The sequence below is a fragment of the Clostridium intestinale genome, assembly GCF_035905475.1.
Taxonomy (GTDB): Bacteria; Bacillota; Clostridia; order Clostridiales; family Clostridiaceae; genus Clostridium_T; species Clostridium_T intestinale.
This window is the reverse complement of the sequence record NZ_CP121166.1, coordinates 4,248,895-4,261,523: the sequence shown is the minus strand read 5'-3', so window position 1 is coordinate 4,261,523 and position 12,629 is coordinate 4,248,895. Positions and strand designations below refer to the sequence as shown.

Genomic DNA, 12,629 nt, shown 5'->3' with positions numbered 1-12,629 from the left:
CTTTCAAGGGGGACATTTAGTTCTAGTCAAACTTATTGTATTTCCTAGGATTGAGAAGAGCAATGTTCATATAACTTAACAGAACGGAAAAAGATACTAGGAGTGGATTTGATGAAATTTAAAAGTATTACAACAAAAATAACATTATCATTTGCTTTTTTAATGTTTGCAATCTGTGTAGGATTAGGAGTTAGTGCTTATTTAAGTTCCAGCAATGCTTTAAAAACAAGTATTGATGAAAATCTTTTACAGATAGCTGAAGCTGATGCCAATATTATTGGCGAGAAGATAAATACCCAGTTTAATGCCTTGCAGGCTTTAGCTGAAAGCCCATGGATAAAAAGCAATGAGTTGACAATGTATGAAAAAGCTGACCTACTTCGAGATGAAGTTAAGAGAAATGGGCATGTAAATATGCTTATCACTAATACCAATGGGGATGTAGTAGATACAGATAAAGTTACTATGAATATCAAAGAAAGAGACTATTTTAAAAAGGCAGTAGCTGGAGAACCTAATGTGTCAGACCCTCTAATCGATATGCTAAACAAAAGCGTAGTGATTATGCTTGCAGTTCCCATCAAAGAAAATGGTAACGTAACAGGAGTGCTGGTTGCCATTCAAGACGGAAATTCTTTAAGCGAGTATACACATGAAATGGAAGTTAACCAGCAAGAAGTTTTTATGATTAATCCTGATGGCATAACAATAGCCGACAGCGATAATAATCGGGTCTTGGAAATGTATAGCATCTTTGAACAATACGAGAGTGATCCAGAATTGGAATCAGAGTATAATATTCAAAAGAAAATGGCTAAAGGGGAAACAGGCGTAGGTGAGTATAGCTACAATGGCGAAACTAAATACATGGCTTACCATCCTGTATATGGAACTAACTGGTCTTTAGGTGTAAATGTACCAAAATCAGTGGCTATGGCTAAGGTGGATGATCTGACTAAACTCATGATCATGGTATCCGCTTTATTCCTCTTAATTGGTATGGGGCTAACAATATTAATATCTCGCAATATTTCTCGACCAATCAAAGAGACCACCGAACATCTAAATGTTATATCTACTGGAGACTTTACAGTAGATATATCCAAAAATCTTTTAGAAAAGCAGGATGAAATAGGTATTTTAGCTAATTCACTTGATAAGATGCAAAGTTCCATGCGTACAATGATGAAAGCAGTTGTAGATGAATCTTCTAATGTAAGTCAAATGTTACTTTCAATCAATAAAGATATGTCTAGTTTGAACGAAAACATTGAAGATATTTCCTCTACTACGGAAGAATTATCCGCAACAACAGAGGAAACAGCCGCTTCAAGTGAAGAAATGAATGCCACTTCCTTAGATGTAGCAAAGGCCATCGAGTCTGTTGCTTCTAAAGCTCAAGAAGGTTCAGTCACTGTTAATAAAGTAAGTATACTTAGTGAGGAAATGAGATTAAGTGCAATTTCTTCTAAACAAGAAGCTATGGAAATATACGGTAGGACAAAGGTCAATTTGCAGAATGCAATTGAACAAGCTAAGGCAGTAAATCAAATTAATGAATTGTCAAATTCTATACTAGATATTACTTCCCAGACCAATCTTCTAGCTTTGAATGCAGCTATTGAAGCAGCTAGGGCAGGAGAAGCAGGCAAAGGCTTTGCAGTTGTAGCAGACGAAATCAGAAAGCTGGCTGAAAGCTCAAAAACTTCTGTATCTCGAATTCAAGAAGTAACAAGTGAGGTTCTAACAGTAGTAGATGCTCTTTCCTCAAGTTCTATGGAGATCTCTGAGTTTATTGATAAGAAAGTACTCAATGATTATGAGGGCGTAGTACAGAACAGTGAACGTTACAACAAGCACTCTAAGGTGATAAGCGATATAGTAACTGAATTCAGTTCAATATCGGAAGAACTTTTGGCATCTATGCAAAATATGGTTGAATCCATCACCCAAATAAGTACATCTGCCAATGATGAAGCTATGGGAGCAACAAATATTGCTCAGAAAACAGCAGTTATTGCTAATATGGCTGAAAGTGTCGTAAACTTAGCAAATAAATCAAATGAGAAATCAGAATCACTAATCAATCTAGTTAAACAATTTAAAATTTAAAGCATACTTCTTTTCTGCCGTTATTACCCAAAGGTTTTAGCGGCAGTTATTATGCTACCATATATTCTATAAAAGAAAACTGGATTTTCTAGGAGTAATGTCCTCTCCCTAAAAATCCAGTTAATGCTTGTAATTCTTTATATACTACAAATCAATTTCAAGTAATATTGGTCCATGGTCTTGTCTTGTACCTGAATCAACCATTTCAGATTTTATAACCTTATCCGCAATACGATTACTAACTATCCAGTAGTCAATTCTCCATCCAGAATTGTTAATTTTACTAGTTTTAGCTCGCTGAGCCCACCAAGTATAAACATCTTTTATTTCTCCGTGAATATAACGGAAAGTATCTGTAAACCCTTTTGATAAAAGATTTGTGAACCCTTGGCGTTCCTCATCAGTAAATCCAGGTGAATTACGATTGCTATTAGGATGAGCCAAGTCTATTTCCTTATGAGCTACGTTGAAATCACCTGTTGCAATAACATATTTATCTTTATCTAGGCTTGCTAGATATTCTGCATATTTTATATCCCAAATCTGGCGTTCTTCCAAACGATTGAGTCCATCCCCTGCATTAGGAGTATAAACTTGAGTTAAGAAAAAGTCATCAAACTCTAGAGTGATTATTCTTCCCTCATAGTCCATGGTACTTGGTCCACCGATTTCTGGATAGGTAACAACTGCTTCTAAATTCTCCTTATATAAAAACATTGTCCCAGCATAACCCTTACGCGCTGGCTCAACTGAACTGTTCCAAACAACTTTATAATCAGGAAACATCTCCTTCAAAATTTCTAAATGTTTTTTAGAAGGACCATTACTTGGTAACTTTGTTTCCTGTAAGGCAACTACATCTGGATTATGTTCTATAATCGAATTTAATACATTTTTAGATAATAAAGCTCGTTCTGAAGCACTTGTTAGTGCTGCATTTAATGAATCAATATTCCACGAAATAAATTTCATTACTTATCCTCCTTTATTGACAGATCTATCTCATAAATTCTATGACTTTATCAAAAAACTAACTATAAGTTTTGCCTAAGTTATTGTAGAATCTTATAAATTATTGTATCATAATGTATTTACCAAATAAACATAAAGAAAGAAACCATTAAATGTAATATATGCATTCGATGGTTTAAATCCCATTTTTCATAATAGTCTTGAATTGCATAACATTGGTTCCAGTATACGTAGATTAAAAATGCCTACTTCTCCATTCTATACTATTTATTATATACTGCTTTTACTGCTCCTATCATATCGCTCTCTTTTGCCTCTTCTGTAGAATACTCAACCTTCGCCTCAGAAGATGAATCAATTCCTCCAACTTCAATCTTCCCACTATAAAGTACACGGTTTTCCCACTTTACAGTGCCTTCAACATAATAATTATATACACCCTTTGGCACTTCATTTCCATCTTTATCTTTACAATCCCAAACATATACTAGATCGGCTGACTTCTTAGGAGTAGACCCCGTAACAGTATCAATCTCCTGTGTACTTCCATCACTTATATTAGATTTTTCTACCCATGTCGGAATAGCATCTTTTCTTTTCTCATATCCTTTAGTTGCCGTAAATTTTGTAACAAAAATAGTCTTTATATATTCTCCTGATTCATTTTCTATCCAAACCGCAAATTGATTAGTTGCATACCCTTTCTGTTTTTCATATGGAAAGGAGATTTCTAATGTCTTAGAAATACTGTCTTCTCCCTGTTTTATTGTAGTAACTGAAGATGAATTATTATTACTACAAGCTGAAAAAATAATATTTATAACTATTAAAAATAATAAGGTAATCCCTTTTAAAGCTTTCATATCTTCCTCCTTTAATAAATTAATTAATCTATATTTTATCATATATTTTAGCATATATTTTCCAATATATTTATTAAGATTATTTTACATTTTAAGAACATAAGTAAAAAAGACTTCGAAAATTCATTCAAAATCTTTTTTAATCAATTAAATATATAAGCTCTTTATTATCTCTTCAGTATTTCTAACTTTACCTATTTTAGGAAGTATGTATTAACAAACGTAATCAGGTTCTTCTTTAGTCGAAGCTTTCATTGCATCTTTATCGAAAATTTGGTTATATTCATTTTGATAAGGCTTCTCTAGCAGTTGCATCTACTCCTACAGATGTAGATATACCACACAAAACAATGGTGTCAATTCCTTTACACCTTGGTTGTAAATCTAAATCTGTTCCATAGAAGCTCCTCATTGTCTTTTTGTTAATAGTAATCTTTCTATGTTAGATTTTTTATATACTTTAAAATAAACCCATATTGAGTTTATAGCTAATAATATACTAGTAATAATAAATACATATCTTATTCCAAGTAAAGCCGTTACTTGCCCACCTAATACCGCCCCTACGAATGACCCTAGATATCCTGCCGACATATTAAGTCCAAATATACTTCCTGTAAGACTTGTTGGTGTTATCTTTTTTACGAGTATATTAATAGAAGGAACTAATCCCCCTGCTGTTAAACCCAGTAAAAATCTCAGACACATAAGTTGCCAAGGATTTTTAACAAAGGCCTGTGGTATAAAAATAATTGCTGCACATATTAAAGATACTAGAATAACTTTATGAGCTCCTATTTTATCAGAAAGTTTTCCTAGTTTTGGGGCAGCTAGTACATTTGCCAACCCTGAAGATGAAAATACTACTCCTGATATTAAAGCTACATTTTTAGTAGTTGAAGTAAGTTGTCCAATATATACAGTAATTATAGGTTCTACCGAATATAATGCCACTGTTAATATAAAAAATGTTATAAACATAGTGACAGTTAAATTTTTTTCTTGAACCATACTCCACTTTTCTTTAATACTAAGAACTTTTTTGTCTTCACGTACAAACTCTTCTTTTACAAATAAAAGTGTTGTTATAAATGCACTAAAAAGCAGTCCCCCAGTTATAAAAAACACGCTACTTAAGTTAAAAAATGATTCTATGATACCCCCAACTGTAGGTCCTAGTAAAGATCCTGCAATACTAGCAGTTGAAAGTGTTCCTAATGCATATCCTGCATTATCTTTATCAGTTTGAGTTGCAATTAAGGTTGTACATGATGTGCTGTAACCTGTTATAGCTCCTTGTAAAACTCTTAATCCTATAAGTATATATACATTAGTTGAAAAACCCATTCCTCCAACGATTATAGCCATTCCCAAACTCGCTCTTAAAAGCATTGGTTTTCTTCCAAACTTATCCGCAGCATGTCCCCAAATCGGTGAAAAGATAGCTGAAACTACATAAGTAATACCGAAAGCTATCCCTGAAAGCTGTGCTATTTCACTAGGATTATCAACTCCAAGATATTTTATATAAAGAGGTAATATTGGTGCTATTTGACTCATTCCTATACCAGTCATAAACATTCCAAACCAGCAAAAGATAAGATTTCTTTTCCATATAGGCATAAATATAAGCCCTCCTACCGCTAAGTTTAATGTCGCTACTACCTAATCACATGATTAATTAGCAATATCATTTTAACTTACAAGAGAGCTCTATACCATGTATTATATTAAACTTCATGGATATTCTTGTTATAATATTCTGAAGGACTTATTCCTTCAAACTTTTTAAACATTCTGCTAAAATAAAATTCATCTGCAAATCCGAGAGTATTTGCAACTTCCTTTACTTTTTTATTTCCTTCTATAAATAATTCTTTAGCTTTATCAATTTTTATCTTATTAAAATATTCTATTACAGAGTAACCAGTAGCATCTTTAAAAATCTTTGATAAATAGAAAGGAGATATCTGAATCACTTCTGATAATTCAGATAAAGTTATCTTTTTATCTATATGCACATGCATATATTTAATTGCTTTTTCAACTTTTATTGAGTTTGAATAAATTCTATTTTGTCCTTTTACATTTTCATATATAGTAATCAATAGCTGCTGAAATAATGTTCCAGTTACAAACTCATATCCCGGTAATTTAGCATTCCAACCATCAAAAAGTTTTTGAAACATATCCTCAACATTATAATAATCTTTTAAATCTAATACAGTACTTATAGGAAGTCTTTTCATAGGCTCCTCTATATTCCAGTTTCCATCCTTAAAATCTATATTGGTATAACTAAAATGTACAGTTAAGAAACTAAGTGGCTCATTACTATCAGACTCTAATGAATGTAATACCCCTTTACAAATATAAAAAAGCATCCCTTTTCTAATTTTATATCTCTTATTCTCTATCTCAATCGTTCCCTTTCCACCTGTAAAAAAAGCCAATTCATGATGTTTAAGAGTTCTTGTAAATCTCTTCGCACTGTCTTCTCTAATAAGTCTTCTGCCATTACAATAATGTATATAGAAAAACATATTCTTAAAATTCATTATTTTTCTCCTAGTTGTTCACATAATAAATAAAATCCTTAAGCTTAAACAATTCATAAAAATAATACTCTTAGATTAAATCATACTCTCCTTCTGTGACTTTCTCAACTTACTCTTACTCTCTAAGACATTGAAATTTAACTAGAAGATTAATTTTATTTATAAATTGTATCATTCTACATCCTTACAATACATCTTAATTACACAAAATGACCTTGGATTTATTTCATAACTCATGCTGTTTTTTACATTAATATCATATTTTTTAGGAGCTACATTAAATGGTTTATATATAGAATTTACATCCTTTGTTTTCCCTTCCATAATATACATTTCCCCATCTTCAGCTAATGAGAATTTAGTTTCTAAATCTACACGAACCTCATGCTCCAAGTAATTAACAAGCTTTACTATTATATATTGTTCTTCCTTATTATAAGAAACAGTAAATGGTATTTCTTCCACATCATTTATTACTTCAAGAAGATTTGTCCCCATAAGTGTGCTGTACATCTTTTGAACATAGTAGCTTGGACTTCCGTAAGAAGCCTCACCATTAAAAAATACCATGTCATGTGACCATTGCATATATCCAATCCTTGCAAAAAGTGGTGCATAAGAAGCAAGTACAACAACATCTGCATTTCTTTCTATTCCTGTAAGAAATGCTGCTTCTGACAAAGCTGCTTCCCAATCATTAAAGTCAGGTCTATTCATTTCAAAACCATAATGAGCAGCATATTCACCTGCAAAAACCTTAATATCTCTTGGATACTTATCATAAAAATGTACATTATCACAAAGCCACTTTGGTTCTACATAATAATGTTCATCAACGGCATATACATAACTAGGATTATTATTTACCCTCTCCTTATAATAACTCCATGCATCACTATACTTTTTAGAACTTATATCTGGGCCAGCCGAACCAATTAACTTTATATATGGATATTTTTCATGGATTGCTCTTTCAAATATTTCATATCTTTTGAAAAAGTCTATATTCTCGGTTTCCCATTGCTCATTACCAATACCTATCATATCAAGCCCAAATGGTTCACTGTGACCCATCTTTTCTCGTATTTTTCCCCACTTCGAATCTACAGGTCCATTTGCAAATTCTATTAAATCAATAGCATCCTGTACAAATTCTTGAAATTCAAGGTCTTCAATTTCTACTTTTTCAGAAGACATAAATTGACACGCAAGTCCTACATTTATAACGGGGATAGGCTTAGCTTTAAGATATTCACATAAAAGAAAATACTCATGGTATCCAATTCCTAAAGTCTGATTATAATGACTATATTCGCTTGTGTAATTATTTTCTTCTGTACTTCCATGAACAGCCCAACGATTCCAGTTTACCTTCCTCTCTTCTACCTTTCCTATGCTTCTTTTCCATTGATAACGGCTATCTAAAGTGTTCCCTTCTACTATACATCCTCCTGGAAATCTTAAAAATCCTGGCATCATATCTTTTAGCATCTCAGCTAAATCTTTTCTAAAAAGACCAAGAACAGCATCAGAAGGCCTCATTGATATAAAGTCAAAGTAAACTTTTCCTGCTTTACTCAGTTTCACAACAAATTCTCCATATGAAATATCTTCATTAGAGATTAAATCCGCTTGATATTTAACCCATTCTGAACTTACTGATTCTGTCACAACCACATTGGCCTTTATTTTCTCATCCTTTACTACGCAAACCTCAATTCCACCCATATAATCTTCTGTTCTTGCATAAAAAGATATATGATATGTCAAATCTTTTTTCATACAGATTCCATCATAAGCTTTATTAGTAAAACCCATTTGGTTTTCAGATGCAATGAACTCGAGATAATGTGGATTTATATTGTTTTGTGGTTTAGTTGATTGTATATTTAATTCAGCACCATTTGCATCTTTTGGATAAGCGCCCCAACCATAAAGCCCATCAAATATTATCTCATAATTATCTTTAAATCCCCTAGACTCCACAAATTCAAAAGATCTATTTTCAATCATTTCTGCATGCAAGCCACCATCTAAGCCATAGTTTATGTCTTCAAAGAAAAGACCTATCATTCCTTTATTAATATCTTTACCTAACTTATCTGTTATTTCAATTCTCACAAACATCACCTTTCTAAAAATTAATCACTTCTAATACTTTCCACTAATTTATGTAATCAGTATACGTTGTCATATATTAAATATCAATTAAGTATCATGCGTTTGTACTAACATATTGTGCAAATTTAATATTGACAATATGTTAGTACAAAAATACAATAAATGTATCAAATTTTTAGGGATGGAATATATATGCATATAATAAATATAGGCTATAATCATAGCCACGATGCTGATTTCAATATAAGTAGACCCAATGGTTCTGGAAACTATCTATTGCTCCTTCTAAAAACTCCTGCCATATTCACATTAAATGGCTCTGAAATTATAACAAGACCTGATTCCTTCATATTATACAGAGAGGATACCCCTCAGTTCTATCGCTCATTTGGTTCTCAATTTCAAAATGATTGGTTTCATTTTAAAATAGATCCAGAAGAAAAAGATTTATTTAAAAACCTTGGTATTCCTCAAGATGAAGTAGTACACATTGGTAATTTAAATGAACTTTCAATAATAATAAATAACTTATGCTATGAAACCTATGCGTCAAACCGTTACAAATACGATACTATCGAATTATATCTAAAACTATTCTTTTTAAAGCTAAGCAACAAAATACATAACTCAAATAATGAAATTATAAATACCCATTACAATAAACTATCTATTATACGGACAAAAATATATAATCAGCCATATATTAATTGGAATATTAATGAACTATCCCACGAATTAAGTATGAGTAGGTCTAGCTTTCAACATCTATATAAAGAATTATTTGGAATAAGTGCAATTACAGATGTAATTCTAAGTAGAATTGATCATGCCAAATACTTACTTTCCACAACTGATATTCCAATTAAAAAGATATCAGAAATGTGCGGATATAATAATGATATTCACTTTATGCGCCAATTTAAAAAGGTAACGGAAATGACTCCTACTAAGTATAGAGAAAAAAAGAATAAGATTTAATTAATCTTATTCTTTGTACCGAAACTATAACAATTGATTTAACTTGCTTTCAGGCTCTTCACCATTCTCTACACGTTTTATATTATTCACAAAAAACTCATATCTTTTTTTGTGGAACTTGATCCCGTCAGGCATACCTGCCGTATGTGGGGTAAGTATAACATTACCAAGACTCCTGAGCTCGCTGTTAATAGGAAGCGGTTCAGATTCAAACACATCTAGGCACGCTCCTAAAATATCCTTATTTTTTAATGCATCAATCAAGTCTCCTTCATTTACAATCCCACCACGGGCTGTATTGATGAAAAGTGCAGTATTCTTCATTTTCTTGAATACTTCTTTATTGATTAAGTGTTTTGTCTGTTGATTCAAGGATACATGTACACTTACTATATCTGATAAGCTTATAAGAGTATCGAAATCCGTTATTTTTGCAAATCCATCAGAATGTACAACTGTATTTCTAGCATAAGCTAGTACATTCATATCAAAAACCCTGCAAAACTCAGCAACTTTTTTACCTACAGCTCCCAAGCCGATAATACCAATCGTTTTGCCCTTTAATTCGCTTCCTGTATAATACAATTGATTTTCATCCATCCTATTTTTCATAAAAGTATCAAGAAACGGTATGTTTTTATAATAAGACAACATCAGTGCCATTACGTGTTCAGCTACTGCCTGTGCATTCACTCCCGCAGCATTCGCTACCCAAATACCTAACTTCGTGCAGGCATCAATATCAACATTATCAAATCCTGCACCTGTCTGTACCAACTTTAATTCTCTTGCTATCGAAAGCAGGTTGCTATCCACTTTAATATGTTCAGGTATGATTACCTGACAATCTTTAATATGATGCAGCATTTCTTCTCCTGGTGGGACAATTACAACGTCCCATTCTTCTGGAAAGTTCCCTATAACATTTGATTTTGAGTTCTCTGTAAAATAGCCTACTATAAGTATCTTCATTATTAAACCACCCTTCATTCTATATACCATAATTCGAATTTTTTATTTTCCTCTTATAATAAATATTGTATAGCAGATTTTAAATTTTTCAAAAATTCCATTAGATAATTTGGAGCAAAATCAAAAGGTGTTTGTCACGTTTCCTAGCTTACCCGCTTAATGACAAAGCTTTGTATTACTAATTATTATCTATCTTAAGATCTAAGCCTAGTGGCAATTTCACAATAAAAACGCTACCTTTCCCAAGCTCGCTTTGTACTTCAATTGTTCCTTCACATAATTCTATAATTTTCTTGACTAACGTCAAACCTAATCCATTTCCAGCTACTGAGTGAGACGTGTCTCCTTGGAAAAACTTATCAAATATATGACTTATAGTTTCATCATTCATTCCGCATCCGTTATCTTCGATCTGAAATATTGCCTTTTCCCCACTCCTCCATAGACCAACCTTTATTACTCCACTAGTGTTGGTGAACTTAATGGCATTTTCAAGAAGATTAACCCAAATCTGATGGATTAAATTTTTATCTCCAAGTATTTTAATTCCATCTTCGAGTCTAATGTCAACGTGAATGTTTTTATCGCTCCACTTTGGTTCTAACATTACAATTGCAATTCTAATTTGTTCATCCAAACAATAGATAGTTTTTCCGCTAATAATTTCTGTACTTTCTATTTTTGAAAGGTTAAGAACGTTAGTTGAAAGATGAACAAGGCGCTCTGATTCTTGCACTATTATATTCAGGTATTCCTGCTTTTCCTCCTCACTAATATCATCTGCCTGTAATAGTTTTGCGAATCCACTAATCGAAGTAATTGGAGTTTTGAACTCATGGGAAAAGTTTCTTACAAAGTCACTACGCAGAGTTTCTATACCTTTTAACTCATGCACCATCTTATTGAAACTCCCAGCAAGTGCATCCAATTCAAATACAAAACTACCCTTTACCATGACCGAGAAATTACCCTGAGATACCTTTTCAGTGGCTTTCATCATGTCTCTAATTGGTTTAACAGAGCGCAGACTTAATAATGTTGCTATTACCACTCCCAAAAAAATACTGATATATGCCATTATGGAGATTGCTCGACTTGGACTTGCAGTACCTTCTAAATCCATGATTCCTAATTTGATTAGCAAATAAGCTATCAAGCCAGCCGATAAAATAGACAGTAACATAACTAGAAAAACCAAGATCACCAAGGAAACAACAAGACTAATTTTCTTTGTGAATCTATTTTTTATTTGTTTCATACTCGCCTCTCAATTTTATATCCCAAGCCGCGTACAGTAACAATTTCAAAATCTTGGTTATCTCTAAATTTATCCCTCAATCTGTTTATATGAACATTCAAAGTATGCTCGTCTGTTTCAGTCTCCAATCCCCAAAATTCGTCCATTAGTTGATTGCGCGTGAAGATCATATTGGGATAACTCATGAGCTTAAAAAGAAGTTGAAATTCTTTCTTTGGCAAAGCAAGTTGTTTACTTTTCCATGAAACAGTAAGCGTATTGTAATCTGCTGTGGTTTCCCCCATGACAACTCTGTGTTCACTGGCAATTTGTGCTCTACGTAAAAGCGCCTTTACTCGAAATAGCATCTCTTGTTCATCAAAAGGTTTCGTCATATAATCATCAGTTCCAGCAAGAAACCCCTTATGCTTGTCTTTAGTCTCCTGGTTGGCTGTTACCATCAGTATTGGAATGTTCTCTCCCACACTTCTTAATTGCCCGCAAAATTTATATCCATCCATACGAGGCATCATCAGATCCAAAACAATCAAATCAAATCGCTGTGTTTCCATCCTATCAAGGGCCTCAAGTCCGTCTTTTGCAGTATATGCGTTATATCCGCCACGCTTTAGAACTGCGCACATTAGTTTTTGTGTATTTATATCATCTTCGACAATTAAAATATCAAACACTATAGTTCACCTCCATTATAAGTATTATATCACCTACAAAGTAAACTAAACATCAACTGAAATTTGAGTAAAAATTGATGTTCAGTTGATGTTTTAAAATTAAAGTTCATTATAGCGTTAATTT

10 protein-coding genes and 1 pseudogene are annotated in these 12,629 nt (G+C 32.6%); 2 read left to right on the top strand and 9 right to left on the bottom strand.

The genetic code is table 11. The features are described from left to right. The first annotated feature begins 111 nt into the window (after positions 1-111). The gene (locus tag P8F83_RS21570; RefSeq protein ID WP_326512617.1) at positions 112-2,112 is read left to right on the top strand and encodes a methyl-accepting chemotaxis protein; all 2,001 of its coding nucleotides are present in this window, start codon (positions 112-114) and stop codon (positions 2,110-2,112) included. Positions 2,113-2,256: 144 nt separating this feature from the next. On the opposite strand, the gene P8F83_RS21565 is transcribed toward P8F83_RS21570, so the two are convergent. From P8F83_RS21565 to P8F83_RS21540, 6 genes and pseudogenes are all read right to left on the bottom strand, one after another. Next, positions 2,257-3,084: an exodeoxyribonuclease III gene (locus P8F83_RS21565; protein WP_326512616.1), complete on the bottom strand. Its 828-nt coding sequence runs from the start codon at positions 3,082-3,084 to the stop codon at positions 2,257-2,259. A gap of 263 nt (positions 3,085-3,347) precedes the next feature. Then, positions 3,348-3,947, bottom strand: coding sequence for a DUF2271 domain-containing protein (locus P8F83_RS21560; protein ID WP_326512615.1), 600 nt, complete (start codon positions 3,945-3,947; stop codon positions 3,348-3,350). A gap of 213 nt (positions 3,948-4,160) precedes the next feature. Beyond that, positions 4,161-4,353: pseudogene (locus tag P8F83_RS21555) on the bottom strand (isochorismatase family protein); the annotation flags it as partial. Positions 4,354-4,355: 2 nt separating this feature from the next. Further along, positions 4,356-5,570: a multidrug efflux MFS transporter gene (locus tag P8F83_RS21550; RefSeq protein WP_326512614.1), complete on the bottom strand. Its 1,215-nt coding sequence runs from the start codon at positions 5,568-5,570 to the stop codon at positions 4,356-4,358. A 107-nt stretch (positions 5,571-5,677) separates the two neighbouring features. Beyond that, positions 5,678-6,505, bottom strand: coding sequence for an AraC family transcriptional regulator (locus tag P8F83_RS21545; protein WP_326512613.1), 828 nt, complete (start codon positions 6,503-6,505; stop codon positions 5,678-5,680). Between the two features lie 171 nt (positions 6,506-6,676). Continuing rightward, the gene (locus tag P8F83_RS21540; protein WP_326512612.1) at positions 6,677-8,626 is read right to left on the bottom strand and encodes an alpha-L-arabinofuranosidase C-terminal domain-containing protein; all 1,950 of its coding nucleotides are present in this window, start codon (positions 8,624-8,626) and stop codon (positions 6,677-6,679) included. A gap of 162 nt (positions 8,627-8,788) precedes the next feature. Between P8F83_RS21540 and P8F83_RS21535 the strand changes: the two genes are divergently transcribed. After that, on the top strand, positions 8,789-9,604 hold the full coding sequence (locus P8F83_RS21535) for a helix-turn-helix transcriptional regulator (protein WP_326512611.1): 816 nt from the start codon (positions 8,789-8,791) through the stop codon (positions 9,602-9,604). A 24-nt stretch (positions 9,605-9,628) separates the two neighbouring features. On the opposite strand, the gene P8F83_RS21530 is transcribed toward P8F83_RS21535, so the two are convergent. The 3 genes from P8F83_RS21530 to P8F83_RS21520 all read right to left on the bottom strand — a co-directional run bounded on the left by P8F83_RS21530 (position 9,629) and on the right by P8F83_RS21520 (position 12,505). Then, positions 9,629-10,576, bottom strand: a complete 948-nt coding sequence (locus tag P8F83_RS21530) for an NAD(P)-dependent oxidoreductase (RefSeq protein ID WP_326512610.1) — start codon at positions 10,574-10,576, stop codon at positions 9,629-9,631. Positions 10,577-10,754: 178 nt separating this feature from the next. Further along, positions 10,755-11,834, bottom strand: a complete 1,080-nt coding sequence (locus P8F83_RS21525; RefSeq protein WP_326512609.1) for a HAMP domain-containing sensor histidine kinase — start codon at positions 11,832-11,834, stop codon at positions 10,755-10,757. Beyond that, positions 11,831-12,505, bottom strand: a complete 675-nt coding sequence (locus P8F83_RS21520) for a response regulator transcription factor (RefSeq protein ID WP_326512608.1) — start codon at positions 12,503-12,505, stop codon at positions 11,831-11,833. The genes P8F83_RS21525 and P8F83_RS21520 overlap by 4 nt, the downstream gene beginning before the upstream one ends. Between the last annotated feature and the right edge of the window lie 124 nt (positions 12,506-12,629).

Excerpts from the sequence above, each read along its gene's own strand:
- P8F83_RS21570 (WP_326512617.1), top strand. The coding sequence starts at position 112 with ATGAAATTTAAAAGTATTACAACAAAAATAACATTATCATTTGCTTTT.
- P8F83_RS21565 (WP_326512616.1), bottom strand. The coding sequence starts at position 3,084 with ATGAAATTTATTTCGTGGAATATTGATTCATTAAATGCAGCACTAACA.
- P8F83_RS21560 (WP_326512615.1), bottom strand. The coding sequence starts at position 3,947 with ATGAAAGCTTTAAAAGGGATTACCTTATTATTTTTAATAGTTATAAAT.
- P8F83_RS21550 (WP_326512614.1), bottom strand. The coding sequence starts at position 5,570 with ATGCCTATATGGAAAAGAAATCTTATCTTTTGCTGGTTTGGAATGTTT.
- P8F83_RS21545 (WP_326512613.1), bottom strand. The coding sequence starts at position 6,505 with ATGAATTTTAAGAATATGTTTTTCTATATACATTATTGTAATGGCAGA.
- P8F83_RS21535 (WP_326512611.1), top strand. The coding sequence starts at position 8,789 with ATGTATCAAATTTTTAGGGATGGAATATATATGCATATAATAAATATA.
- P8F83_RS21530 (WP_326512610.1), bottom strand. The coding sequence starts at position 10,576 with ATGAAGATACTTATAGTAGGCTATTTTACAGAGAACTCAAAATCAAAT.
- P8F83_RS21525 (WP_326512609.1), bottom strand. The coding sequence starts at position 11,834 with ATGAAACAAATAAAAAATAGATTCACAAAGAAAATTAGTCTTGTTGTT.